This window comes from Sporosarcina sp. ACRSL, assembly GCF_022346605.1.
Taxonomy (GTDB): domain Bacteria; phylum Bacillota; class Bacilli; order Bacillales_A; family Planococcaceae; genus Sporosarcina.
The window spans coordinates 204,471-230,812 of sequence record NZ_JAKRNT010000007.1; the positions used below are offsets into that span (position 1 = coordinate 204,471).

30 protein-coding genes are annotated in these 26,342 nt (G+C 41.4%); 26 read left to right on the top strand and 4 right to left on the bottom strand.

The window, feature by feature from the left end:
* Positions 1 to 28 precede the first annotated feature (28 nt).
* From MHZ92_RS12210 to MHZ92_RS12295, 18 genes are all read left to right on the top strand, one after another.
* Positions 29 to 610 carry a hypothetical protein gene (locus tag MHZ92_RS12210; protein WP_239431974.1) on the top strand — a complete coding sequence of 194 codons (582 nt, stop codon included), beginning with the start codon at positions 29 to 31 and terminating at the stop codon, positions 608 to 610.
* Between the two features lie 256 nt (positions 611 to 866).
* Positions 867 to 2,132 carry a polysaccharide deacetylase family protein gene (locus MHZ92_RS12215; protein ID WP_239431975.1) on the top strand — a complete coding sequence of 422 codons (1,266 nt, stop codon included), beginning with the start codon at positions 867 to 869 and terminating at the stop codon, positions 2,130 to 2,132.
* Between the two features lie 20 nt (positions 2,133 to 2,152).
* The gene (locus MHZ92_RS12220) at positions 2,153 to 2,650 is read left to right on the top strand and encodes a sigma-70 family RNA polymerase sigma factor (RefSeq protein ID WP_239431976.1); all 498 of its coding nucleotides are present in this window, start codon (positions 2,153 to 2,155) and stop codon (positions 2,648 to 2,650) included.
* Positions 2,647 to 3,720, top strand: a complete 1,074-nt coding sequence (locus tag MHZ92_RS12225; RefSeq protein WP_239431977.1) for a S26 family signal peptidase — start codon at positions 2,647 to 2,649, stop codon at positions 3,718 to 3,720. Before MHZ92_RS12220 ends, MHZ92_RS12225 begins: the two co-directional genes overlap by 4 nt.
* Before the next feature lie 214 nt (positions 3,721 to 3,934).
* Positions 3,935 to 5,416: an S-layer homology domain-containing protein gene (locus tag MHZ92_RS12230; protein WP_239431978.1), complete on the top strand. Its 1,482-nt coding sequence runs from the start codon at positions 3,935 to 3,937 to the stop codon at positions 5,414 to 5,416.
* Positions 5,417 to 5,484: 68 nt separating this feature from the next.
* The gene (locus MHZ92_RS12235) at positions 5,485 to 6,879 is read left to right on the top strand and encodes an S-layer homology domain-containing protein (protein ID WP_239431979.1); all 1,395 of its coding nucleotides are present in this window, start codon (positions 5,485 to 5,487) and stop codon (positions 6,877 to 6,879) included.
* Between the two features lie 163 nt (positions 6,880 to 7,042).
* The gene (locus MHZ92_RS12240) at positions 7,043 to 8,230 is read left to right on the top strand and encodes a branched-chain amino acid ABC transporter substrate-binding protein (RefSeq protein WP_239431980.1); all 1,188 of its coding nucleotides are present in this window, start codon (positions 7,043 to 7,045) and stop codon (positions 8,228 to 8,230) included.
* 71 nt (positions 8,231 to 8,301) lie between these two features.
* Positions 8,302 to 9,288, top strand: a complete 987-nt coding sequence (locus MHZ92_RS12245) for a branched-chain amino acid ABC transporter permease (RefSeq protein ID WP_239431981.1) — start codon at positions 8,302 to 8,304, stop codon at positions 9,286 to 9,288.
* Complete coding sequence (locus tag MHZ92_RS12250) at positions 9,289 to 10,578, top strand: branched-chain amino acid ABC transporter permease (protein WP_370644699.1); 1,290 nt, start codon at positions 9,289 to 9,291, stop codon at positions 10,576 to 10,578. It begins immediately after the preceding gene.
* Positions 10,579 to 10,581: 3 nt separating this feature from the next.
* Positions 10,582 to 11,358: an ABC transporter ATP-binding protein gene (locus tag MHZ92_RS12255; protein ID WP_239431982.1), complete on the top strand. Its 777-nt coding sequence runs from the start codon at positions 10,582 to 10,584 to the stop codon at positions 11,356 to 11,358.
* A 10-nt stretch (positions 11,359 to 11,368) separates the two neighbouring features.
* Entirely contained in the window at positions 11,369 to 12,070 is a 702-nt protein-coding gene (locus MHZ92_RS12260) for an ABC transporter ATP-binding protein (protein ID WP_239431983.1), read from the top strand.
* A 216-nt stretch (positions 12,071 to 12,286) separates the two neighbouring features.
* Positions 12,287 to 12,820 carry a lysozyme inhibitor LprI family protein gene (locus tag MHZ92_RS12265; protein WP_239431984.1) on the top strand — a complete coding sequence of 178 codons (534 nt, stop codon included), beginning with the start codon at positions 12,287 to 12,289 and terminating at the stop codon, positions 12,818 to 12,820.
* A gap of 47 nt (positions 12,821 to 12,867) precedes the next feature.
* A complete protein-coding gene (locus tag MHZ92_RS12270) occupies positions 12,868 to 13,797 on the top strand; it encodes a GNAT family N-acetyltransferase (RefSeq protein WP_239431985.1) in 930 nt (309 codons plus the stop codon).
* Between the two features lie 90 nt (positions 13,798 to 13,887).
* A complete protein-coding gene (locus MHZ92_RS12275) occupies positions 13,888 to 14,265 on the top strand; it encodes an ArsR/SmtB family transcription factor (protein ID WP_239431986.1) in 378 nt (125 codons plus the stop codon).
* A gap of 20 nt (positions 14,266 to 14,285) precedes the next feature.
* Positions 14,286 to 14,783 (top strand): SRPBCC family protein, encoded by a 498-nt coding sequence (locus MHZ92_RS12280; protein WP_239432035.1) that lies wholly within the window; start codon positions 14,286 to 14,288, stop codon positions 14,781 to 14,783.
* A gap of 29 nt (positions 14,784 to 14,812) precedes the next feature.
* Positions 14,813 to 15,211: a VOC family protein gene (locus MHZ92_RS12285; RefSeq protein ID WP_239431987.1), complete on the top strand. Its 399-nt coding sequence runs from the start codon at positions 14,813 to 14,815 to the stop codon at positions 15,209 to 15,211.
* A gap of 382 nt (positions 15,212 to 15,593) precedes the next feature.
* Positions 15,594 to 16,151 (top strand): copper resistance CopC family protein, encoded by a 558-nt coding sequence (locus MHZ92_RS12290; RefSeq protein WP_239431988.1) that lies wholly within the window; start codon positions 15,594 to 15,596, stop codon positions 16,149 to 16,151.
* 60 nt (positions 16,152 to 16,211) lie between these two features.
* Positions 16,212 to 17,246 (top strand): copper resistance D family protein, encoded by a 1,035-nt coding sequence (locus MHZ92_RS12295; protein ID WP_239431989.1) that lies wholly within the window; start codon positions 16,212 to 16,214, stop codon positions 17,244 to 17,246.
* 53 nt (positions 17,247 to 17,299) lie between these two features.
* Here MHZ92_RS12295 and MHZ92_RS12300 read toward each other — a convergent pair whose 3' ends face one another.
* On the bottom strand, positions 17,300 to 18,190 hold the full coding sequence (locus MHZ92_RS12300) for a DMT family transporter (RefSeq protein WP_239431990.1): 891 nt from the start codon (positions 18,188 to 18,190) through the stop codon (positions 17,300 to 17,302).
* 194 nt (positions 18,191 to 18,384) lie between these two features.
* Between MHZ92_RS12300 and MHZ92_RS12305 the strand changes: the two genes are divergently transcribed.
* Positions 18,385 to 19,401, top strand: a complete 1,017-nt coding sequence (locus MHZ92_RS12305; RefSeq protein WP_239431991.1) for an aminoglycoside phosphotransferase family protein — start codon at positions 18,385 to 18,387, stop codon at positions 19,399 to 19,401.
* Between the two features lie 89 nt (positions 19,402 to 19,490).
* Here MHZ92_RS12305 and MHZ92_RS12310 read toward each other — a convergent pair whose 3' ends face one another.
* Together MHZ92_RS12310 and MHZ92_RS12315 are read right to left on the bottom strand one after the other, a co-directional pair.
* Positions 19,491 to 20,237 carry an alpha/beta fold hydrolase gene (locus tag MHZ92_RS12310; protein ID WP_239431992.1) on the bottom strand — a complete coding sequence of 249 codons (747 nt, stop codon included), beginning with the start codon at positions 20,235 to 20,237 and terminating at the stop codon, positions 19,491 to 19,493.
* A 43-nt stretch (positions 20,238 to 20,280) separates the two neighbouring features.
* On the bottom strand, positions 20,281 to 21,237 hold the full coding sequence (locus tag MHZ92_RS12315) for an acetamidase/formamidase family protein (protein WP_239431993.1): 957 nt from the start codon (positions 21,235 to 21,237) through the stop codon (positions 20,281 to 20,283).
* Between the two features lie 229 nt (positions 21,238 to 21,466).
* Here MHZ92_RS12315 and MHZ92_RS12320 point away from each other — a divergent pair, with 229 nt between their 5' ends.
* The 4 genes from MHZ92_RS12320 (at position 21,467) to MHZ92_RS12335 (ending at position 23,722) form a co-directional block, all read left to right on the top strand.
* Positions 21,467 to 21,964 (top strand): LURP-one-related/scramblase family protein, encoded by a 498-nt coding sequence (locus MHZ92_RS12320; RefSeq protein ID WP_239431994.1) that lies wholly within the window; start codon positions 21,467 to 21,469, stop codon positions 21,962 to 21,964.
* Between the two features lie 31 nt (positions 21,965 to 21,995).
* The gene (locus MHZ92_RS12325) at positions 21,996 to 22,604 is read left to right on the top strand and encodes a hypothetical protein (RefSeq protein ID WP_239431995.1); all 609 of its coding nucleotides are present in this window, start codon (positions 21,996 to 21,998) and stop codon (positions 22,602 to 22,604) included.
* Positions 22,605 to 22,707: 103 nt separating this feature from the next.
* Entirely contained in the window at positions 22,708 to 23,187 is a 480-nt protein-coding gene (locus MHZ92_RS12330) for a GNAT family N-acetyltransferase (RefSeq protein WP_239431996.1), read from the top strand.
* An 85-nt stretch (positions 23,188 to 23,272) separates the two neighbouring features.
* On the top strand, positions 23,273 to 23,722 hold the full coding sequence (locus tag MHZ92_RS12335) for a PH domain-containing protein (protein ID WP_239431997.1): 450 nt from the start codon (positions 23,273 to 23,275) through the stop codon (positions 23,720 to 23,722).
* Between the two features lie 93 nt (positions 23,723 to 23,815).
* Here the strand turns inward: MHZ92_RS12335 and MHZ92_RS12340 are convergent, their stop codons facing one another.
* A complete protein-coding gene (locus tag MHZ92_RS12340) occupies positions 23,816 to 24,346 on the bottom strand; it encodes a hypothetical protein (RefSeq protein ID WP_239431998.1) in 531 nt (176 codons plus the stop codon).
* A 212-nt stretch (positions 24,347 to 24,558) separates the two neighbouring features.
* Here MHZ92_RS12340 and MHZ92_RS12345 point away from each other — a divergent pair, with 212 nt between their 5' ends.
* The 3 genes from MHZ92_RS12345 to MHZ92_RS12355 all read left to right on the top strand — a co-directional run bounded on the left by MHZ92_RS12345 (position 24,559) and on the right by MHZ92_RS12355 (position 26,324).
* Positions 24,559 to 24,714 (top strand): hypothetical protein, encoded by a 156-nt coding sequence (locus MHZ92_RS12345; RefSeq protein WP_239431999.1) that lies wholly within the window; start codon positions 24,559 to 24,561, stop codon positions 24,712 to 24,714.
* Between the two features lie 35 nt (positions 24,715 to 24,749).
* Positions 24,750 to 25,376: a class I SAM-dependent methyltransferase gene (locus MHZ92_RS12350; RefSeq protein ID WP_239432000.1), complete on the top strand. Its 627-nt coding sequence runs from the start codon at positions 24,750 to 24,752 to the stop codon at positions 25,374 to 25,376.
* A 114-nt stretch (positions 25,377 to 25,490) separates the two neighbouring features.
* Positions 25,491 to 26,324, top strand: a complete 834-nt coding sequence (locus MHZ92_RS12355) for a hypothetical protein (protein WP_239432001.1) — start codon at positions 25,491 to 25,493, stop codon at positions 26,322 to 26,324.
* Positions 26,325 to 26,342 lie beyond the last annotated feature (18 nt).

A 26,342-nucleotide genomic window follows, 5' to 3' on the forward strand; every position in this document is an offset into this window, starting at 1 on the left:
GCATGGCTAGAGTTGGGGGATATCGCAGATGAAAATTATTGTGATCGGAGTATTGTTGTTAATCTTGGGTTCTCAATTTATTACCTTCTTTCGGATAGTTAGAAAAATGAAGCAACCAGTCTTTTTCCCAGACACAGAGGAAGACCTGAAAGCGATCTGGAATCATTCGAAAAAAGCACTGGAGTTGCCGATCCACTCCCTAACAAAAAGGTTCTTTATGTGGATGGGGGTCTTGCTTCTCTTCTTACTTTTAATAGTAGTGTTGGATATATACGATAGCGCGGTGGGATGGGGTCCCTATGCCATGTTTGTAACAAATTTACTCTTGATTAATCAATACTTGTGGAGAATATTTGTAATTGTCGATGACGGGGTATTATGCCGCGGACGGTTTTTACCATGGAAAAGAATTCGATCGTATCACTTCGAGGAACTTCATACGAATCACCCTGCGTATCATTCACCTGAGATAAGCTGCGCATATGAGCTAAAGATAAAGACGAAGTATTCTTCCGCCAAATGTTTTGTTACGTCGGAAGTTGTGAAGGAGAAGATAACCGGGTTGCTGGATGAACGATTAAGAGTAACTATCTCTGCTACGAGTAAGTAGACAGTATAGTTACTCTTTTTTATGTGTAAACATTTTTATCGATCATTTCCTGCGGGTTATCGTTCATTTCCCGGAAGATATCGGTCAATTCGCGAAGGATATCGGTCATTTCCCAAGATATATTGTCATTTTATTACTTTATACCTATCTGGAATGAATTTTAAAAACACCTCAAAAACTTTTTAAAAAAACTTTGAAACTTTTTCTGAAAATCTCCGTCTGTACGGTGCTAGATTGCTAACAGTGGGGGTACATGATGAGAAAAAGAGATAATAAAGCGCCGATGTTACTGTGTTTGATTGTTTTACTACTAGGGTTCGGTGCAATATGGATGTTCATTCAGTCAGAAGGAATCGCGTTCGCAAAAGTTGGAGATGGTGAGCAGTTTATTACAAAGAGAGAATTTGACCGTGTGCTCACGTTAGAGGAGCGCCAGCCAATTTATATGAAAAGCACTTCGTTAAATCAGATTGGCGAGCTTGCTGCGAATCAGCCTGTTGCAATCATCGGTGAGGATGAGGTGTATTATGAGATGCGACTCGGCAATATGAGTGCCTTTGTCCGTAAGGGGCAGGGGAAGGTTGAAAAACAAAAGCTTGCGACACTTGTACATACCGAGCGGTTGGCAGCTGTTCATTCATTGCAAAAAACTGTAGTTTACGAAGAAGCGAACATGGAGAGTACCGTTATACTGGAGCTCGAGGAAGGGTATCGCTATCCGGTCGTGCAGGAGGAAGGGGATTGGTATATCCTTACAATAGGAGAACGGCCGGGCTATATTCATAAACAGTCCGTTGTTTTGGATGAAGGAATCCCAGTGCTTGTCTACCATCACATCCTGCCGCTTGAATCAATGACAACGATGAATAGCACAATTTCTGTGGAGCTGTTTGAAAAGCAGATGGAATACTTGGCGAGCCGCCAATTTAAGACACTGACGGCACATCAGCTTTATGATTATTTGGAAGGGCGGCTAGTCGTACCGCAAAAAGCAGTGCTTATTACATTTGACGACGGTTTATTATCGACGAAGGAATATGCGCATCCCATTTTAAAGCGGTACGGGTTCAGTGCGATTCAGCACATCATTTCCTCACGTACAGATCGTGGACAGGGAGCACAGCTGTTTGATGCGGATGGACCGTTGCAGTATTTGACTGCTGCCGATTTAAGTGAGCTGACGGATGTGTTCCAGTTTGAGGCACATACAAATGAATTGCATTCATTGAATGGGGATTCGGGTGTCGCGTTACAACGTTCTCAAGAAGAGATTCTTTTGGATTTACAAGGGAACTTGGAGCAAGTGCCGGCAGCCGTTTCAATCGCCTATCCATATGGGCATTATAATGAGCATTTCATCGAGGCGGCAAAAGAGGCAGGGTTGTTGATCGGCTTTACAATCATTGAGGGGTATGCCAATATGAAGTCTTCCAACTACGAAGTATCTCGATTTGGAATGACAGAGAAAAGGTCGTTTGAGCAATTTGTTACGTATGTGGAGGGGGACATGACGTGGCCGTGAAAGAGGGTGAGGGTTCGTAAATGAATAGCATTGATAAAATTATGGATGAGCATTCGCGTTATTTAGTGCGGATCGCTTATTTATACGTGAAAAATTGGTCGACTGCAGAGGATATCGTACAAGAAGTGTTTGTGACGTATTTTCAAAAGAGCGACCAGTTTCGCAGCGAGGCGTCTTTGAAGACGTATTTAACGAAGATAACAGCCAATCGGGCAAAAGATTATTTGCGCTCGTGGAAGCATAAAAAAGATGTCTTGTTCGATACGATCTTTGCTTCGGAAAAGGGCACAGAAGAAGTCGTATTAGAGCAAGAGCGGCTCGCTTCGCTTGAAAAGAATCTATTTCAGCTTCCGTTAAAATACCGCGAGCCTTTGATCTTATTTTATTATGACGAGCAATCGATAGCGGATATTGCAACGTATCTGCAGTTGAATGAAAACACCGTGAAAACGCGGCTGCGAAGGGCAAAACAGCAGCTGAAGGAATTTTTTGAGGAAGAGGAGGTAGAGGACAATTGAGCGATTTTAAGCGTAAGCTCGACGAAATGATGGGCGATACGACGATGCAGGAAAGACGGATCAAGCAGCGTGTACATGAAAAGCTGCAAACACCGGTGAGAAAGTTTTCCTGGCAAGTGGTTTTTGTCAGTGCGGCCATTCCTGTAGTGGCACTGATGCTTTTCTTCACAATGAACCCTACAAATCAGCTTTCTTCGGATTTGGGACCCGGGGTTCCGTATGATCCGCTCGATGACTTGGCGCAAATTTCAGCACTGCAAAAAAAGCAGCAGCTGTCAGCCGTTGATTACGAAGAATTTGCGACATTGCCGCATTTCGATAATGTGGACGGCTTGCATTATGTCGATAAAGTACCATTTTCGATCGAAGGGAGTTCGGAAACGTTCCATACCGTCATTGAACGTAAGGAGAATTTATTCGATGAAGTTGTGTATGAGACGGGGGACATCGTACGGACGATGACGAATACGACTAGCCATTTGCCGACGTACACCGATGTTTATTACGAAGTGCTTGCAGTTCCAGGAGATCGTGTCGTGCTGAGAGATGGAGAATTGCGGATTAACGGAAAGCCGGTGAAATCCGGTCTGATGGATCGGTATGAAGAGCAGGGAATCAGGATTTTAGGTGGGTACGAACAGGTGTTGAATGCGCGGGAATATTTCTTGTTGAACCATTTCCCGGCAAGTGGGACAGTGCAAGGGGCGACGATTACGCCAGTGCATAAAATCTTCGGGCAGGTGGTAGGTGTAGCAACCGAGGAACGCACCGAATCGATGTACTTGGATTATTTAGCCGGCCAGGTGACGGGTGACTATACGCCAGAGCAATATTTTGATTTGTATTTGTATGATGATCTGTTAGGCTACGGCAATCTGCTGGAGACGCCTGCATTTACACAAGTTAGCCGATTAGGTGAACTGTTTTTAGAGGCCTCGTATCGAAGAACGGTTCCTGTCTCTGACAACGAAGTGGAAATCCGTTACGAGTACGGGCGCGAAGGTGTCGCGGAACAAGTGTTTACGATGAAGCGGGATGCAGACTCGGGGCGTTGGGTGATCGCAGAATAATACAAGAGGGGTATGGGAACCCTGACGTTTGGAAACCAGGTTGGTAACACTCCCAGAATGAAGCCGTCAACCAACCGCTGACTATATAGGGACGCCAGCCTGGTTTTCCAAACACGTATTGCTGCGGAATACTTAATATCGATCATTTCCTGAGTTGTATTGTCATTTTGCGACCTAGGGCCTATCAATCTATAAATAGAAAGGAAGAACGCAAGTGGGAAAGAAACTACTGATGGTACTTGGCGCATTGCTGCTCGCCTGCAATCTGCCTTTATCCGGCACATCCGCCGCAAGCACGGAACGATTTACAGACGTACCATCATCAAAGCACTACGCTGAAGCCGTTTATGACTTGGCAGATCGCAATATTATCGGAGGCTATCCGGATGGCACATTCAAGCCGGGCAATTCCATCACAAGAGGGCAGGCGGCCGCTATTATCACCAAGATGGTTGGCTTGGACACTACGAATGTGAAAAATCCGGGCTTCAAAGATGTCTCGACGGCGAACGGTTACTACGAAGCAATTGCAGCCATGGCGCAAGAAGGCATTATTAGTGGTTATGGGGATGGACGTTACGGTCCGAACGATCCGATTACACGTGGGCAAATGGCTTCGATAATTGTGAAAGCGTTCGATCTACCGCGATATAATTTCACGTCGTATAAAAGTCCATTCGAAGATGTGAAACGAGGGACAGGTCATGATTCAAGCATACTTTCCATCTACAGACTTGGCATCACGGCAGGGACGTCTCCGGAGACATTCAGCCCGAACGCGCCCATCACAAGAGGGCAAGCGGCCAAAATGTTGAAAGCGTCAGAGGAAGCAAAGGCGCCGATCGTTACGGTACGGGCAAGCGATTACCAATGGGAAGAGTTTAAGATGTTTGATTCCAATCATCGGGATTCTGGTTTGTTCCATGCGGTAGAAGGAAGAGAGAAATTTGGTGGTCCCGTGGATAAAATACACTTAGTCCCGCTTAAAGAAGGGAAGGGGACATTCCAAGTCGCTTTGGTGTATTCAGGGAATCCGGATCAGAAATATTATCGGAAATATTTCGTACACATTAAAGAAGTCGACGGCAAACTGAAGTTGACGCTAGAAAGGACAGAAGATATTTTACCTACACCAGCTGGGCTCGACGTAAGGGGGAAAAACCAGGTTCAAAACATTTCCCTTTCTACAATGGACGGAAAGAAGCTATCTGATAATGTGGAGTTCAGGAAATGTCTCTCTTTCAGTCCATCCGATTGCCGTGATAGCGATCAAACCGATAGTGAAGGAAAGTATAATAATGTCCGTATTATGATTGATAAACCAGGTCAATATATCGCCACTGTCCGTTTTGATGACGGAGAAGAAGTGCGGTACGGTATCGAAGCGGTAAGTTTAACTCCCCATTTTTCTTATAGTATGAGGATACTAGAGGAAAGACCGACTGCCTCAGTGGACCTCGGAGCAGCATACGACATAGGAAGGCATGTACTGCCAAAAGATGCCGATCAAATTGCAGCAATCACTAGGGAGCCAGGAACGAACTTGTTCCATGCTGAGGGTAAGAAAAAAGGTTCTTTCACTATTAAACTGCCGGACCATAACAAGACTGATTTAATAGCAATAGGTGTCCGTGTCGAGACATTGGGACCTATTATTAATGTCCAAATCTATGAAATGATCGACACTCATATGTGATTGATTTTAACGAGAAGAGAAAAGGTCTTTCAATAAATAACTACTTTCATAGAAAGCAGGTGTACACATTGAAAAAGTTCCTCGTTTCATTGCTAACAATATTTCTTCTGTTTTCGTTCGCATCTATAGCCCAGGCAGAGACGGAATATCCGCCCTATAGCGACCCGATCCCTTTCAAAGATTTGCAGAAAGGGAATGGTGCCTCATGGGACATCATGTTCCTGTACAAAAAGGGGATTATCGGGGGCTATCCGGATGGCACGTTCCGGCCGAATGAACCGATTACTCGTGCACAAGCTTCTGCTATGCTCCTCAAAGCGCTGGACATTCCGGTGCAGGAAAACCCGACTGCTACTTTCAAAGATGTGTCCAAAAGTTCGACACATTATCGGACGCTTGCAACGATTAATGAAAAGGGCATCTTGCGCGGGGATAACGGTTATATGCGACCAGCGGAGCAGACGACGCGTGCCCAAATGGCAGCAATCTTGCGCCGGGCATTTGAACTTCCTTTGGAACAGAAGCCGATGTTCAGAGATGTTTCGCCGGCTCACTGGGCGTACGGGGATATCAATAGTGCTGCGCTGAATCGGATTGCGGGCGGTTACCAAAACGGCACGTTCAAGCCTGGGAATCCTGTGACACGCGCTCAATTCTCGTCTTTTCTTGCACGTGCCATTGATGACAAGATGAAATTGCCAGATCCATTCTCCTACGTCAGCCAGAAGGGAATCGTCGTGGAAGAGGATGGGTTCCAGTACACGATCAAAGGCGAAAAGCTCGTGAAGATTAATAAAAAGACTAAAGAAGAGACCGTACTGCTGACGGAACGGGATTTCCCGACACAAGATGGATTGTGGGAGGTCCACTTAGAAACAGGATTTCCAATCATTCTTCAAAACAGCATGATTTACGTTCCATACTGGGCTGCTGTTCACCAAATGGAGGATTATCCATATGCGTATGGTGTATTCCAGACGAGTACACAGGGTGGGAAGAATAATACGAAGTATACCGAATTGGAGATTGATCCGGCCAATATAAGAAGCATACGGAATTTCAACGTCTACGGGCATGACTACTATTACACAGTAGAGAAGAACATCCGGTATTCTTATAACAGTTTTGATGATTCCGTGAATACGGACCAGACGTTAATCCTTTATCACAAAAGTCCTTTCATAGCAGATCCGGTGAAAGTGATCGAGTTCGATGCGCGCGTCATTTTTGAAAGACTGGAAGGATCCACGAGATTTCCAACAAATGTTTCACAAAATAACAAGTCCGTCAAATTCGATCCGAGCACTATGTTTTACTTCAATAAAAAAGGCGTGTTTTCATACGGCTTACTGGACGGGAAAACGAAAAAGCTTTCTGGCATTCAGGCAAAAGACATGAAGCTGACGGATACGACGGTGGAAATTGTAGACGTGAACGGGAAGAAACATTCCTGGAAAAAATGAACAGGAATAATCGGGGGAGCAGGCATGCTGTGCATGTCTGCTTTTTGCGTTGGATGAAATATGACCCATCTAAAAAATAAAACAGAATAATGTGTCCTATTTCTCATGTAGGATAAATACATTTAAATAAGCGACTGTACGTTTTGAAAAGGGGAGGGGCAAAATGAGGTTTCGAAAAACGCTAATGATATTGGCAGCGGGGGTCTTATTGGCTGGTGTGCTAGCTGGGTGTGGTGGAAAGTCCAAAACGGGTTCAAAAGATGGATTGCAGGTAATTAAAATCGCAACACAAACGCCACTTTCAGGTGGGAGTGCAACCATCGGGGAAGCCATTAAGTTAGGTGCGCAGCTTGGATTAGACGATCAAAAGGAAAAGTTTAAAGAAATGGGTTTTGAATTACAACTTGTTCCGTACGATGATCAATCCGATCCGAAAAAAGGAGTGGCCAATGCCCAAATAATTGGTGCAGATCAAGCGATCCTCGCAGTTGTTGGGCATTATAACTCCGGTGTTGCCATTCCATCATCGGAAGTCTATGAAAAATACAACCTCCCAATGGTTTCGCCTGCGAACACGGCAACAGATGTTACCGATCGAGGGTTAAAAACAGTGAATCGGATCGTCGCTCGCGATGACTCTCAAGGTCCAGCCGGTGCGGAATATGCGGTGAAGACATTAGGAGCGAAGAAAATCTTTATCATTCAAGATAAAACCGCATACGGTACGGGAATTGCAGATGCATTCAAAAAAGCCGCTGAAGAAGCGGGAGCTGAAATTGTTGGGTATGAAGGAATTACACTTGGTGAAAAAGACTTTAATGGTGTGTTAAACCAAGTACTCTCTAAAAAACCAGATTTGGTCTATTTCGGCGGCATCTATTCTGAAGGTGGATTGTTAATTAAACAAGGACGTGAAAAAGGAATAAACATCCCATTCATGGGAGGAGACGGCATGGATGCCTCCACATTGGTTGAAATCGCCGGTGACACGATAAAAAATACGTACATTACTTCCGCAGCTGGGGATTCTACGAAATCAGAAGCTGGGAAGGAATTCATGCAAAGATATAAAGAGATCAATAAGAAAGATCCAGAAGCCTATTCAGTGTACGGCTATGATTCGATGGGCGTTGTCTTACAGGCGATCGAAAATGCGATTAAAGCCAATAACAACAAGTTGCCAACCCGTGAGCAAGTTCGCGATGCAATACGTGAAATAAAAGACTACAAAGGGGTTCTGACAGAAGTGAGCTTTGACGATATTGGCGATAATGATTATGCAAAAGTGTTCATTTATAGTTTTAATGAAGCAAAATATCCACCTCAATTAGAAGGCGAAGTAGAAAAATAAGTAGTTGGAAGGGGGATGAGTATGATTTCTTGTCCCCTTATTCTTATACCCCTGGAGTAAGGAGGTAACTTATGCTGAACGAAATAATACAAACAATCCCGCAAGTGTTGATAGATGGCCTTACGTTAGGGACTGTATATGCAGTCATTGCTTTAGGATACACAATGGTCTATGGAATTCTGGAACTCATTAACTTTGCACACGGTGAAATTTTCATGACAGGGGCATTTATTGGGACAACCCTCTTGCTCCTCTTTACGGGGATCGGATGGATTTCGGCGCTGCCTGCCATTGTCATGTTACTAACTGTACTCATTATAACAGCTGTTCTGACGGGGTTATTAGGAATGGGGATCGAAAGGTTGGCGTATCGTCCATTGCGCCATGCACCAAGGTTGATTCCCCTCATTACTGCAATTGGTATTTCCTTTGTGCTTCAAGATATTGTGAGATTCATAGCAGAGCTATCAAAGGGAAGCTATATTGTAACTGGACCTAACCTTTTTACAAATCAACTATTACTCAAAACATCATCCATCAGCTCCATTTTTAACGATGCGTCTATTAAAGCATCATTTGTCATTGTTCTCGTAACGGCGGTCGTCATGATGATTGGTCTAGATATATTTGTGAACCGGACGAAATGGGGAATGGCCATGCGGGCTGTCGCACAAGATCGGGAGACCGCTTCCTTAATGACCGTGAATGTGAATAAAGTTATTGCCATTACCTTTTTTATAGGATCTGCACTTGGTGGTGCGACGGGGGTATTATTTGCAGTCCAATACGGCACGATCGATCCGTATATTGGTTTTATTCTCGGATTAAAAGCCTTTACGGCTGCAGTATTAGGAGGCATAGGAAATATCCGCGGTGCAATGCTCGGAGGTTTACTGCTTGGCGTATTGGAAATGTTCGCATCTGCTAATTTAACACTGTTAACGGGTGGCGTGTTTGGCGCTGAATATAAAGATGTATTTGCCTTTGCCATATTGATCACCGTATTACTTTTTAAACCGGAAGGCTTATTAGGCAAACCGGCAACTGAGAAAGTGTAGGTGAGAAGAGTGAAAAAGATCTGGAAAAAATACGAACATAACAAACTTGCACATGGAATCTTTCTTCTGATTTACATTGGCGTCACATCACTTAGTCTCTACTTGGCACAAAAGTCGGTTACTGCTTTCTTGCTTCTTTTATCTTCTTTGTTACTACTTTACTATACTAAGTTTACGAACCTGACAAAATGGTTGGTTGCAGGAATTGTACTCGTGTTTTTATTGCCATTCACTGCAAGTCATGGCGATGCTTATCAGTCGTATATGGAAGTATCTACACTTGTTGGCATCTACATTGCAATGGCATTAGGTCTCAATATTGTAGTCGGAATGGCGGGCCTTCTCGATCTAGGATTTGTCGCTTTTTTCGCCGTAGGTGCCTACACCTATAGTATTTTTGCGTCTAGTCAAGCCTCTCATTTTATGCCATTCGGTACGTTCCCGCTATCGGGGGAAAGCTTTTGGATATTTATCGTTATTGGTTGTTTAGTAGCTGCTCTATTTGGCATTCTGCTCGGCATACCGGTCCTTCGGGTGAAAGGGGATTATCTAGCGATTGTTACGTTAGGATTCGGTGAGATTATCCGAATCATTTTTAATAATCTAGATCGCCCCGTCAATATTACAAACGGTGCAATGGGCATCCCTTCTGTCACACCGCCCCGATTATTTGGGATTGACTTCCTTTATCCGAGCCAGTTTTACTTCATTGTCCTTGTGATTCTCCTCATTACCATTTTTACAGTCCGTCGATTTGAACATTCAAAAATCGGCAGATCGTGGAAAGCGGTTCGGGAAAATGAAATCGCTGCCCAATCGATGGGGATTCCGTTAGTTCGGACAAAATTGTTAGCGTTTGCGATCGGTGCTTCATTCTCAGGGATGATGGGTGTCGTTTTCGCTGCAAAACAAGCTTTTGTGGATCCTACAAGCTTTACGCTTCTTGAATCCTTTACGATTTTAGTCATGGTGGTCCTTGGGGGAATGGGAAGCGTACCTGGTGTCATTCTAGGGGCCTCTGTCATGACAATCCTCAATCTTCAAGTATTGTCAGAGCTGACGAATTGGCTGAATCAGCTAAGTTTGTCGGGGATCATTTCCATTCCATACGCACTTTCTCCTGCTAAAATGCAAAGGTTAATATTTGGTGCGATCCTCATTACGTTTGCTTTATATCGACCTCAAGGATTAATACCTGCTAAAAACCGACGATTCGATGAGAAGGAATTACAACGACTCAATCGGAAGGCAATTTCGGAAAACAAAAAGATCGAGCAGAAGGGTGTGTAGCATTTGCCGATTTTGGAAGTTCAAAATCTAACGAAAAAGTTTGGTGGTCTCACAGCGACCCAAGAGGTGTCCATGACAGTAGAAAAAAGCTCCATTACAGCAGTCATTGGACCAAACGGGGCTGGAAAAACAACTTTCTTTAATATGATTACGGGAATCTATCAGCCAACATCGGGCATCATCCTTCTCGAAAACGAAAAAATAAACGGATTGAAGCCGCATGATGTTTCGAAAGCTGGTATTTCACGGACATTCCAAAATATTCGTTTGTTCAATCAAATGTCCGTGCTGGAAAATGTTCTTGTCGGCATGCATACCCATTTAAAAGCAGGTCTATTAGGGATTCTCTTCAATCTACCCGTCATCCGAAAAGAAGAAAAAGAGGCGGAAATGCATGCGTATCACTTATTAGACTATGTAGGGCTAGCTGACCTATTAAATGAAAAAGCAACTAATTTAAGCTACGGTGCACAGAGAAGACTGGAAATCGCAAGAGCGCTTGCTGCAAATCCGAAAGTATTATTATTAGATGAACCTGCAGCAGGCATGAACCCGAAAGAAACAAAAGATCTGACAGAGCTCATTCACAGGATGAGACAAGAATTTAATCTGACCGTTATTTTAATTGAACATGATATGAAGCTCGTTATGGAAATCTCTGAACATATCGTTGTCTTAGACCACGGTGTAAAAATTGCAGAAGGGAAGCCTGAAGACATCAGAAATAATCCTAAAGTAATCGAAGCTTACTTAGGATCAGGAGCTGTTCAGGCCGGTTAGGGGGAGAAACATGCTGCAATTATCGAATGTAGAATCCTACTATGGAGGGATTCAGGCCTTAAAAGGCGTAGACATCGTAGTGGATGAAGGGGAAATTGTCACATTGATCGGAAGTAATGGAGCGGGAAAGTCAACGACTCTAAAATCGATTAGTGGACTCGTGAAAATAAAGGCGGGGAGTATTGTCTATAAAGGCATGGAGATTTCAAACAAACCCGCCCATGAAACGACGTTATTAGGCATTGCCCATGTCCCTGAAGGCAGAAGGATCTTTCCAAAACTATCGGTCAAGGAAAATTTACGAATGGGTGCATTTTCCGTGAAAGATAAACAGGTGGTTCAGGAAAGAATGGAAAGGGTCTTTCACTATTTCCCGAAACTGAAAGATCGTATTGAACAAAAGGGCGGTACAATGAGTGGAGGCGAACAGCAGATGCTTGCCATGGGACGGGCGTTAATGCTGCAGCCGAATTTATTAATGCTGGACGAACCTTCGATGGGACTTGCCCCAATCATCGTGGAACAGATTTTTGAAATCATAAAAGAACTCAATCGAGAAGGAATCACGATTCTACTCGTCGAGCAGAATGCCTATCAAGCACTGCAAATTGCACATAGAGGATATGTCATTCAAACAGGAGAAATTAAGCTTCAAGGAAATGGCTCTGATTTAATAAAGAATGAAGAGGTACGGGAGGCCTACTTGGCTTAGTAGCCAGGCGAAGGACATGAAGCTGACGGCTACTACGGTGGAAGTCATTGAATTGAATGGAAAGAAATATTCATTGGAAAAATGAACGTAAAAAAATAATCTATTCTTGAGAATAGACCGCCTAATGTTATTACATTGGGCGGTCCTTTTAAATTAATTACATCACTTGGTTGAACATAAAAGTGTTGGTATAATTTTCTAGAGGAGGAATAGAAAATGATACATAACAGAAGCGTTTTGACGGTAATGTTTACGTTAGCTTTAGGCGTAACGGCGGCTTGTGGGAACACATCTGATGAGTCAAGTGCTGAACCAAATTTGACTCAAGAGGATTCTTCTAATGAAAATACAACAGTAAGCACAACAGAAAACACTTCTGACAATGAATTTACGATCAGTAAAAAAGATGGTTACCTAAAGAAATTAAACGACACGAAAAAAGAATTGGAAGAAGTGGAAGCGGAAGATTCATCTACATTCACCTTGAAAAAAGTAGAAAACGATAGATGGGAAGTTTGGGATGCATTATTGAATGAAATTTATGGAGTTTTAAAGGAGCAACTGCCGCCGGAAGAGATGAATCAGTTAAAAGAGGAACAACGGAAATGGATACAATATAGGGATGATAGTGCATTGGAAGCATCACTACTATTTAAAGGCGGTACGCAGGAACATTTAGAATATGTGGCTGTGCTAGCAAATCTTACAGAAGAAAGATGCTATGGGTTAGTTGAAACTTATATGAAGTGAATTTTCAACAATGAAGAGTGCAAGGGGAAGGCCAAGGGGGATACTTAATGTCATTTATAACTATTGAAAAAGCAACCATTACTGATGCTGAAAAATTAACTGAGATGATGAAAAGGACTTTTGATGAAGAAGCGAAAAAGTGGCTTTCAAATCAAGATGATGCAATTGATTACAATATTCAACCGCCAGGATATTCTTCTATTGAAATGACAAAGTATATGATTAGAGAATTGGAGTATTTTAAAGTCTTACAGGATAATGAAATTATCGGTGGAATTATCATAACGATTTCTGGTACAAGTTTCGGGAGAATAGACCGTATTTTCGTTGACCCTATCTACCAAGGTAAAGGAATTGGTTCACGCATAATAAATTTAGTAGAGGAAGAGTTTCCTAATGTAGGGATTTGGGACCTTGAGACATCAAGTAAACAAATGAACAATCATTATTTTTATGAAAAAATGGGTTATCGGAAAACCTTTGAATCCGAAGATGAATATGGTTATCAAAAGAAAATAGAAACTTCATCAGAAGAAGAAAACGTAGTTGAAAATAAAGACATTTCAAGTACCCAATACGTGAATTGCGATATGGAAAAAACGGAGTACTATGATGTGAATTTAGAAGGAAGTTCATTCAGTAACAGTAATCTAATGAAAAGTCATATTAGCAATTGTAATTTTAGCCACTCAAAGTTCCAAAATATAAATCTTAGGAATTCACTTTATGCCGATTTAAATCTTTCTAACAGTGAGATGATATTTGTCACTTTAGGTGGGGTTCGTTTCATTGATACAAATCTTGGAGATAAAAATATGCCAATCTCATTTGAAAGATGTGACCTTGAAGGAAGTAAATTTAGTAACAGTAATCTTAGGAATGTGGAAGTACAAAAGAGTGATTTGACTGGTATGAAAATAGATAATGTTCCAGTAGAAGATCTTCTTGACGCTTACTATCAATTGAATAAAAAATAAAGGCATATTCCCTAACAGTTTCTTTCGTTAAAAGACCATCATTTCGATGGTCATTTTTTTACGTATAGTTTTTTATATTTAACTAAATGGTTGAATGTAATTGAGCAATCTGCTATATTTAACTACATGGTTAACAAATATGAAGATAACTTAAATGACATTTTTCATGCATTAGCCGATCCGACAAGAAGAGGAATCATTCATATGATGGCCGAAAGAGAACGGACAGTTTCAGAGTTGGCAGAGCCTTTTGATATGTCGTTAGCAGCTATTTCTAAACATATAAAGGTTCTGGAACGGGCAAGATTTGTGGAAAGGAGAGTCAATGGAAGAACGCACATCTGCAGCCTGAATACTCAATCGTTATCTCGGGCTACTGAATGGCTCCGTTTTTATGAGAAATTTTGGAGCAATCGTTTTGATCTTCTGGAAAGTGAGTTATTGAAAGCCAAAAAGAAGGAACACTAATGAGTGGAAGGGACATTTTAATGAACAATATTTCAACTACAACTTTGACAATGAAAAGAGAATTTGCTGTAACACGTGAACGAGTTTTCGACGCATGGTTGAACCCGGACATGATGCGAAAATGGTTTTTCACATTGGAAGGGACGAATAAGGTAACACGAAACAATCCGCAAGTCTGCGGGACTTGGGAAATTGTAGACCATCGCGAAGGAAAAGATTATCGCGCGATTGGGGAGTACCTTGAAATTGATCCTCCGAAAAAATTAGTGTTCACATTTAAAATGCCGCAGTTCAGCGAATTAGCAGATACGATAACCGTTGAGCTAACAGAAACCGAGCAAGGCTGTGCGATGACGTTCACACAACTCATCCATGTTGTGGAGGAAGAGAATTGGACAGAGTCGGACATCAAAAAAGCGCTTGTTGAATGGCATGATAGCACTGAGCATGGCTGGTATTACATGTTTATGGGGCTTAAGGAATTACTAGAGACTGGTGAAATTAGCTACAAAGGATAAAATCCGATTTGAAGAAAGGGAAGATATTTATGAAAAAGGTAACTCCATTTTTAATGTTTCAAGGCGGTACGGCAGAAGAAGCTATGAATTTCTACACATCACTCATCGAGGATTCAGAGATCAAATTCATTTCTCGATACGGCCCTGATGGACCGGGCAAAGAAGGTACAGTTGTACAAGCTGTATTCACGTTAAAGGGACAGGAGTTCATGTGTATCGACAGCCATATCGACCATGAATTTGATTTTACCCCTTCTTTTTCGATCTTTCTTACATGTGATACCGAAGAAGAAATTGACGACCTTTATGAGAAACTGCTGCAAGATGGAGCAGCCCTCATGCCGATCAATAACTACGGGTTCAGCAAAAAATTCGGATGGATCGTCGATCGGTTTGGCGTATCTTGGCAGTTGAACTTGCCGGAGTGACATGGTTGTAAATGAAGTGTGATATTTGAGTGGCGCTTATCTGGAATACAGAGTAGCGCTCTTTTTTATTTTGGAGATATGTTGTTGACTTAAACGATTACTGCCCCATTTGAGGGAATCGGCTATTGAAGACCGCCTTGTTAGCTACAATGGGCGGTCTATTAATGAAATTAGAAGTATTGAATGGATGAGAGAATTAATGTTTAGACTTAGACTAGTCAAATATTTTGGATGAGGGCTATTTGTCTTTAAATGTTCAACAATTATTCACATAGTTAATACAGTCTCTATTAGCTTCATTACAATTTCACATTATAATTATAAATTAATAGATGAAAATGAGTAGTTTTTTATACAATAATAAATTCAGGAGGAGATATTTTTGAAACGTATTTTTATCGCAGCAGTAGTAGCTTTACTTACATTATCTATTTCTACTAGCTCTTTTGCTCACTCGCATTTAAGTGGAACGAATCCAGCAGAAGGTGAGGTTGTAACGGAGCCATTAACAGAAATTATACTTGAATTTGATGGTGAAATTGAGCTGGGTAGCTTTATAGATGTAACAACGACTAGTGGGAAAGAAATTGAAGTGCGGGACATTATTATAGGCGAGGGTATCTTAACAGGTACATTTGCTGAACCACTCCCAAATGACGAATATCAAGTAAATTGGAGTATTATTAGTGCAGACGGTCACCCATTAGAAGGGGAATTCACATTTGCAGTAAATGCGCCTGTTTCTGAATCTGTGGAAGAAGTAACGGAAGAACCGTCGGAAACAACTGAAGAAGCTGCGCAAACGACAGAAGGTCAAGAAGAAGCTTCAACAGCAGAAGTAGAGGAAGAAACATCATCTTCTATGACAGTTATTCTCATTGTTCTTTTAGCTGTAATTGTAGCAGTTGGTTTAGTCATCCTTACCAAAAGAAAGAAATAATACATGGATATTTTAGTGATTATTAGTCAGGTGCTTTTATATGTATGCTTTTCGGTCTTAGTGGGAAGTTTTATTCTTCTACTTGTCCCAAGCAAATCTCGTCCTGACATAAAAATTCCAAAGCGACTATTACTATTAAGTGCCGTTACGCTGCCTGTTTTCGCGTTTATTCCTGTACTTGATATTACGTTATATATTGCTCCACGTTTAGGTTTATTTGAATCGTTAAAAATCGTATTAACAACCTATACGGTTGGGACTGCATGGGATTTTACTCTTCTCGGTTCCATTGTGTTAGTACTATTAATTGCCTTTGCGAGGTCTACTGAAAAGAGCAGTTTCGCTATCTTAGGGGCGCTATTAACATTCGGAATAATGCTAACAATTGCTTGGTCAAGTCATGCAAGTTCTATTAATGCGATTGTGGGGATTATCAGCCACTTTATTCATTTAGCAGCTGTGAGTATTTGGGTTGGGATTTTGATTATTATTGGCTGGTGTTCAGTCAATCATAAAAATTGGCTTAACTATTTAAGTTGGTTCTCCATGCTCGCTTTTGGCTGTTTATTCGCGACTGCATTTAGCGGGCTACTCATGACGGATGCATTGGTGGATAACTATATCGATTCGTGGATGGTTTCGTACGGGCAAGGGTTATTAATTAAACATTTATTCCTACTGCCAGTTGTCTTTTATGCATTGGTAAATGGGTTCATTGTGAAATATAAGATATCAAAAGATGCTGCATTCAATCCGATTCCTTGGATTCGACTAGAAGGCTTTATCTTATTTGTGATTTTTATGATCACAGCTGTCTTTGCAATACAATCACCACCACATGGCCATTATTTGACGAGTGATGCTGTGTCACCTTTATTTCGTCTGTTTCATGATGACCTCATCGATGCTGGTAGCACAATTGGCTTTGTTGTGAATATAAGTACGGTAGCCTTCTTTTTCCTTTCCATTTTATTGGTCGGATTGATGGTGATTTCGTTTTTCAAAAAAGCATCGATTACTGTGTCTTTTCTTCTAAGTTGTTTATTTGTAACGAGTATATATTTGATGTTAATGGTGACAGTAGTGGTTCGTTAACTAATTAAAAACAAACAGTGTGAAGCAAATTGCTTCACACTGTTTTTGTTAGGTCAGTTAACTGGTTTTAATCTTTTTCGGAACTGCAGTGAATTATTTTCACTAACAAATGTTGAGCCTAAAAGCAATGCTCCACCAAGTAGTTGGACAAATGTCGTTTGTTCTTGCAAGATCATAATAGAAATCACTAATGATGTAATGGGATCCGCATAGCTTAGTGCAGCGATGCTTTGTCCTTTTAACTTCTGCATACCTGAGAAGAATAACAAGAATCCAATCCCGGTGTGTCCAATCCCTAAGATCAGTATAAATGGAATGGAAGAACTTGATACCTCCAAAATTCCGAAGCCCTCCGTAAAGAAAACATACGGCACTAGAAGGATTGTCGCGGTTCCGAGTTGGAGTACAGTAGTAGCTAACCCATCCATGTTTTTAATAAACTTGTTCAGCAACATTAATGAAGCATACAAGACAGCTGCGAGTAATCCATAACCAATCCCAATTAAATCATCCACCCCAGATGTACTGACACGTCCATTGCCTACAATTAATAACATACCTAGCATGGCTACAGCAATGCAGATTATTTTCTTAGCTGATAATTTTTCCTTGAGTACAACCGGTGCGAGCATCAGGACGATCACTGGTGCAAAATAGTAGCTCAATGTTGCGTTAGCAATGGTCGTATGCTTGATTGCTTCAAAAAAGAAAATCCAGTTTCCACCTAGTGCAATACTTGAAAGAACGATAACTACAGCATTTACTTTAACGATTGCCCATGAAATTTTCTTTTTCATGATGAAGATGACTGCCGTTAAAAATAGACTGCCAATGAAACCGCGGACTAATGCAATTTCACTCGAAGATAAATCAATGTATCTTACAAATACACCAATTGTGCCAAAGATAATCATTGATAATAAGAACTGAATTTTAGATGTCATTGTCTACTCCTTCGAATCTGCGAAAGAGCTTCTATTTCGCGGATTCTTAATCTCTTTCCCCATTTTAGATGTCCTCATTATACTAAATAACAATAGACTTTGTCATTATTACTGTAATATTTCGAAACTTTTAACAGAGTGGTTCGTATAACAGAATGTTAGTTTATCGACAAAAAAAGAAAATGGAGGAATACATGAATATCGAACTTGAAAAGCTAATTTATACTTTAAACCAACACTTTAAAACTACTATTATCTCTACTGAGTACCAAACAACGCCGTTACAAGGTGGAACTGTTGGGGATGTTTACCTAGTAACTGGAACCGCCGAAACTGTGGATGGCGAAAAATTACCTTACCGTTTAGTGCTGAAAATCCAGAAAAAATGGGAGCGTTACGGAGATACGGATTCATGGCGCCGTGAATATGATCTCTATTCTTCTGAATTGGGAACAACTTTCTCTCAAGCCCTTCGTTGGCCTAAATGTTATCACGCCGAGTTCCATCCAAACGGTAATGAATACTATCTGTGGCTGGAATATATCGATGGCGTATCCGGTTTAGACTTGACCAGTGACATGTATGAACAAGCCGCGTTAGAGTTAGGACGCTTTCAGGGCAAGCTGTATGCGGAGCAACCAGCCTTGCTGCAGAGCCTGACAAACCTGAGCCATCCAGATCTCATGAAGAATACGTATTTGCATTACCGGTCATGGCCGGTCGTCTACGACTATATACGATCGCAAGACTGCGAATTGACCTTGCACGTGCGGCAAATGCTTATCGACATTGATGAGCAAGCAGACGAGATATTCGCCCGTATTGAAAAATTGCCCCTCGTGCTATGCCACCGGGACTTCTGGGTGACCAACCTGATCTATTCCAATGGGAAAATCGCACTCATCGATTGGGACACATCTGGATGGGGGTACTTGGGAGAGGATCTAGCAAGCCTGATCGCGGATGAACCGGATATCGATAACATGGTTGAACACTACCAACGATGCATCCCTGCGTATTACAAAGGCTTCTCAGAGTATGCGGATGAATCCCATATTTCCGATCATTGTATCTACGAGATCATCCTTCTCGTATTTGGATACAGGCTTATCGAGGGGTATCTATACACAGAGGCTGCTGACGAGAAGTCGAAGTATGTACAGACTCTCCAAAAAATTTATGAAATGAAAGCCATACCTATTATGGTTTAATAATGAACTAAACAAGACCATCATATCGATGGTCTGTTTTTACGTATAAAACACATCTGCAGAAAGATAGAAACCCCTAGAAAGGGGCTTCAATTCTCATAAACTTCTGTCTGGCACTGATCCATAAACATTTCTATTGTTTGGATAAATTTATTTACATCAGGTTCGAATATATTATGATCCGATTCATCGAAGACAACTACCTTTGCTTGAGGCATTTTCTCTACATATTGTTCCGCCGCTTCTACTGATAACGCTGCTCCTTGATTTCCGGCACGGATAATAAGAGCGGGGCATTCAATGAAGGCTAACTCATCCCAGAAGATTACTTGTGAAGACTCTTGTTGGATACCGCGTAATGCCGTAAGACTCATTCTTTCGGATAGTGGTTTTCCCCGCCACGGTGGTAAGGATGAGAAGAACTCCACCCACCCTTGAGGGAGTTGTGTATGAATGGCGGGATAGTCACCAATGATTAGCCCTTTGACGGCATTTTTGTTTTGTAGTGTATATTGCAATGCATATGAAACGCTTCTAGAGAAGCCGAATAGGATAAAGTCTTTTAATTCTAGGTGTTTCAAAACAGCATCAATGTCGCTAACATGATCAGCTAATGTATATCCAGTTTCCGGTGTGTCGCTTTTGCCGCGCCCCCGGAGTGTGATAATAATACAATGTCTCGGGGACATATTTTCGATGACAGCCATATAATCTTCTGCTGATTCCGACAGTCCAGGAATCAAAACCAAAGGAGCCTCTTCCTTAAGACCCGCATATGCTTCGATGAAATGTATGTTAACCCCATTATTATCAACCGAATACTCTTTGTAACTCATAGCCATTCCCACCTTTTTATTATTTTTATGATCGTATCTTCCGTCACCTCAACGCGTTAAATGGAAGAAATGCATGGACTCCTTTAACGGAATTAACGACTTGAGTGATTCGCAAGTCAACAACCATGGTAGCGTAAGCATAAGCTTCCGTTGTTGAGATGTTATACAAAGACGACATGACATCGAGCATCTCCCGTAAAGCAATCCACATAGCCTCTTCAAGATTTTCATGAAATCCCATCGTTAGCCAGCCATCATTTGTTTTAGCTCTAGGCATGTTGATTTGGAGGTCATCCCTTACTGTGAAGGTTAAACTCACTTTTTCCATAGGGCATTCAAGGGCAGGGCCGCTTACTTCACCATCCCCTTGGGCGGCATGACCGTCCCCTGTAGAGAAAAGACCTCCTTCAACGGGAATTGGTAAAAATAATGTACTGCCAGCTTGTAATTCTTTACAGTCCATATTTCCTCCTGATGGCCGGGGAGGTACGGTCGAATGCCTTCCTTTTTCATTTGGCGGCATTCCCATGATCCCCATAAAAGGTTTTAAACCGACGCTATAAGTGAAATTGCCAAATTGGCTTTTTGCCACCATAGTTTCCACATCAAGTTCAAAGTCTAATAGAACCTCATTCGTTTCAACCATTCCCATCTTCTCGTTCCAATAACTAGGGAATCCGCCTGCAGACGTCCATCCCCACGAACCTGGGATGATTTCATTAATCTTGATTTCCAATGTCTGTCCAGGTTTAGCCTGATTAATAAATACAGGGCCAACTAATGCGTGACCAAATTCAGTAGCTTTACGATCCGGTTTTAATCCAGTGAATTTCTTCCTTGCACTCCCCAATGCAGAGCGTTTCTCAAGTCCCCATGCAGCATCCAATGTTTGAAAAATGACAGTATCCCCTGAATTGATTTCTAAAGCCGGTTCCAATTCATTGCTGAAAAAGCCGTGAAGTGTGTTTGAATCCGGTTTTATAAAATGAATTTCACCCATTTCATTCCCCCTGACAATAGTGTTTAGTTACTCTGAGTGAGAATTCAGAATAACATTATTACTTTATAGCGTAATTCTAATTACACAATATGTCAATTGTTTTTTGTTTCAAAGTAAAAAAAATTACTTTGAAGAACGCCTATTTTATTTGTTCTTCCAATTTTGAAACATTTTTTAGTTATAATCGTAGAAGAGTAATAGGCGGTGGCCGTACTAAAGGAGTGATTATATGCGTTATTTATATATCAAACAAAAGGTGTTTAGCTTGAGTGGCAAGTTTTCAGTGAAGGATGAGCGGGAGAACGAGGTGTATTTCGTCGAAGGGAGCTTTCTGCGAATTCCAAAGACGTTTTCCGTTAAGGACAAGGATCAGCATGAAGTGGCGTTGATTACGAAGAAGATCTTCAGCTTCCTGCCTACTTTCTTTGTCGATGTGGACGGCCAGGAGAGAGTGATGATCAAGAAGGAATTTTCTTTTTTCAAAGCGCGTTATGCGATAGATGCAGCAGGGATAGAAGTTCGAGGGAATTGGTGGGACATGAATTTCGAAGTGTACCAAAATGGGGAAAGCATCGGAGCTGTCCACAAGAAGTGGTTTACATGGGGCGACAGCTACGAACTGCAAATTGCGAAAGACGAGATGGAACCGCTTCTCGTCGCACTCGTCGTGGCGATTGACTGTGCAAAAGCCGAGCAGGACGCAGCTGCTGCATCGTCCAGTGTGTAAAATTAGTTTTTGAGGGTAGGAGAATAATAAGATGAAAGTAATTGTGGATCTATTATTTTTGTTAGTCTTCGGCTATCTCTGTTACCGGTTCTTCCGACTAGCTATAAAAATGAAACAACCTGCAGTTTTCCCTATCACGGAGGAAGATCTGAAAGCGATTCGGACACAACCGCAAAAAGCGGTTAATAAGCCGCTTCTCTCCCATCAAAAGATTGGCCTTTTAATGATGGGTTTGACGCTTCTCTTTTTACTAATTGTAGTTATCTTTATATTGCTTGACAGTACAATTCAAACTTCATATTTCATCATCCCTCTCCTTACTTTGCTCAATTTCAATCAATTTTGGAATCTGTTTGCAATCGTGGAAGATGGAGTGTTATGCGGGGGACGGTTTGTGCAGTGGAAAAGCATTCAATCGTTTCAGTTCGAGCCGATCGATACGAATCACCGTTTTTACGGATATGCTCCTGAAGTGAACAGCGGGCATGAGCTGAAGATTAAGACGAAGTTTACTGAAGTGAGCTGTATTGTGACGTCGGAAGCGGTTAAAGAGAAATTGACCGGTTTATTAGAGAATCATGCATGGGTTGATTCTGAGAATTCAGAACGATACAATGAAGTAAAAAGAAGAGAGAGGTAGGAGTTCAAGTGTTTAAGACGATTTGATCTTGATACAATTCACGTGGCCCCCCCTGTAATTTGTTTTCGCATATAGCCAAAAACAACTATACAGGAGGTACACGATGATCGAATTTCGGAAAATTACTTGGGAGAACTTTGACGAGTGCATTCATTTACAATTGACAGATGAGCAGAAGGGCTTCTTGGCATCTAATGTATATAGTCTTGCCCAATCCTATGTCGCTTTGCTGAATGACGAACGGCCAGCGATGACTTTTGCAATTTATGACGATGAAACGATGATCGGATTTATTATGATGTATAATGACACTGCTGAAGAGAATGAATATGGCGATGAAGCGGCTTATGGAATCCTTCGTTTTATGATAGATCGGAAGTATCAAAACAAAGGGTTCGGAACGAAAGCACTTCAAAAGGCACTTGAGTATATTCGGTCATTCCCACAGGGAGAAGCGAGTGCAGTCTATCTTTCCTATGCTCCCCAAAATGAGGCAGCTAGACGTCTTTATGCAACATTCGGTTTTAAGGAGATCGGGATGGATGAAGAAGCGGATGAAATGGTGGCGAAGCTGATTTTATAAGTGGAGCATTGGCTATTCCAATAGGAGTAGCCATTTTGCATAGCTATGGGGAACTTTGCACCACATTTATAAAAGAGGTGATGGTATGTATTTTCCGAGTAAAAAAGACATTTGGTTTTTCTTGGCCATTTGGGGTTTTATCTTTTTTATTATTTTTATTTATATTTTTGGTGGGGAGCCGATCGGTTGGCAAATCGTCACGTATAAAAGTGTCTTGGGATATATAGGTAGTGCCATGATGATAGCTTTGCTTCTGTGGGTCTGGTTTGGCACGGGTTATCGGATTGAAGGGGATATTATGAAAATTCGATATGGCCCATTTAGAAGTAAAATAGCCATTTCCGATATTACGAAAATCCGTAAAACAACAAGTCCCTTTACTGCTCCGTCCTTGTCTGTGGATCGTTTGGAAATCCTTTACGGCAAATATGACGTAGTGAATGTATCTCCGAAAAAAGTCGATGAGTTTATTCGAGAATTAGTAAGCAGGAACCCTCATATTCAAGTAGACGTTCATGTAACGGATCGTAAGTAAATGCATGTGCTAGGTGCCGATTTGATTTCGAATTCCACCTAGCACCGCTTCACAATCATCCATTCTTGATTGGCAGTCATAATCATAATACTGTCACTCCAAACCTCCGTGTAGCAAGCTTCTCAACAATTGCTTGTCCCCGAGGTATGACATTTTCGCGATTTTGTCGTCGCGCATAATGGCAACGCCTGTTACTTGGATCTCCTTTTTCTCCCCGTTTTTATCCACATAATCAAGGTCCACAGTGAAGTTATAATTCGTTGGCGTCACTTCGTTTTGCTCCACGTTCACCTCGTTTACCTTTAACTGATATTCGTATAAGTTGGCTGCCCAATGGAATACGACGAACTCATTCGTTTGAATGTATTGTTCAAACGTGCTCTCCGTAAAGTAAGGTCCGTACGTTTCCTCCAAATACGAATGGTATTGAGCTACTTCATTCTCGAAGCTCTCTGTGTCCTCAGACATATAATTCTGGAAAAGTGCTTTTTCATCAGGTGCATTCATCTGTAGTTCGACAACCGTTTTGACGGTATCCTTTATTTGATCGTGCTCATCGGGCTTCGAGCATCCTGCACTTATAAGAAAGATGGCAGTAAGAAATATAGCGATTGTTTTCTTCATCCTCTCACCTCGTTTGTATTTTCAGTTTGCTAATTTTACGTATTATATCCGGAAAACGTTTCATTTTTTATTGGCACCTGTCTTGGGGGAATGAGTATATTGTTTAATTATCGAAACTTTCTGTCGGGTGAGCCGTATAGTAGTAGCTAAAGACGGATTGGGAGGGCGTAGCAGAGGCTGATTTTAATAAAACCAGGGGGGAGGGAGGTGGGATGGTTTATTTCATTGTGATTGTCGCTATCTTGTGTACGCATGACCTTTTCCAGAAGAAAATAAAGAACCAGGTTAGGCTGAAGGAACTCGAGATTGAGAGATTGAAACTGGAGCTAGAGAAACAGACAAATATGAATCATGAGAGAGAGCAATAAAAACATTTCAGTGTGAATTGAAGGGGAGTTTACATGTGGGGATTATAAAAAAGTTTTCTTTGCAGTTTGGGAAGCCAGAAGGCATTTTAGGCAGCATTGCGGGCAAATTAATGTCTTCCACAGGTGTTGAAAAAAACAAGTGGACGATTTCGTTGTTAAATATTCAAAGTGCGGAAAATGTCTTGGAAGTTGGCTTCGGACCAGGAGTTGCAACGGAATTAATTTCAAAACTTATTCACGATGGTCATTATGTGGGAATTGATTATTCCGATGTCATGTTAGAGCAAGCGAAAAAAAGAAATAGCGCGGCAATCCAAGAAGGAAAAGTCACTCTGAAACTTGAGGAAGTTAGTAGTTTACAACCATCTGAGTTCCTGTTTGATAAAGTACTATCAGTCAATTCTATTATTTTTTGGAAGGACCCTATTACATCCTTGAAGAAAATACGTCAAGTCATGAAACCGAATGGTCTCATCGCCCTAACGATGCTGCCATATATGAAAGGGGCAACTGAAGAAACATCGAAACAACTAGGGAATGACATCGCCTGTTATCTAAAACAAGCAGGGTTTTCTAATATCAAAACGGAAATGAAGGAAATGAGGCCCGTTGCTGCTATCTGTGTACTTGGAGTTAATAATCAAGAAGAAAAGGTTTCCTAATTGTCTTCTCTTTTAGAAAGTCTTCTTTCGAAAGAGTTTGTTGTTGTTCAAGGAGTTTTATGTATTTAAGTCGAGAATCGAAACTCGTATGGAGAGGAGGAGCAGAAAAATCGGATGGCAATTAAAATTCGGCGGCCAATAGCGATTGCGATTATTCTTCTTGTCGTGATAACAATGTCGATGTATGGTTACTTTCGTCTGATAGGAAGCATCATATACCCTTCTGTTCAAGTTGATATAGAAGCTGATTTTTTGTCAGAGGGATACTTTTCCGAGCTCTCAGACCAGTATAATCAAATTCGCTCTAAGCATCGAAAATGGTACATATTTGACAACTCCAAAGCAATTGCATCACACGCAATCTTAACGCAAATGATGCATGATTTGGTCGGAAATCACGAGCTTCTAATTGGGCATAAGCAATTTGATCTGTATTTTGAGACATTTGATCAACATGTCAAACAACTCCCTTCTATCACGGAAGAGATGCATTATTTTCGTAATGAACTGAATCGATATGGAGAGGCGCCTAAACAATTAGAAGAAATGATTGACCTAGTCGCATGCGGCAAATGGAAGCTATTCAGTTCTAGATATCACCGGTATGAAGTAAGCGAATATGACGCTGCTTATAATGTAAAGTTTATATCATCGAATGGTCGCTTTGAAGCTGTCTATCATGCGGAGACGGGTGAGATCGTAAACGATCCTGTAAACATGGGCACCTATAATTATGCGCCTGGCAGCATAATTCCATGGAGATATTACCAGCATCATCAATATGATAAAGTCCCCTGGAAGAAATGGGGCAATACCAATCAGGTTTCATATGAGGAAATTACTCAAAAACAGACGAGACATGGCTCAATGGAGCAAAAGGATAGTTCAAATGCACTCGAGCAGCTGATTGAAAACAAAACGCGAGAATCACAGATATGTCAACAGTAGAAAGACTTCAAAAAGAAT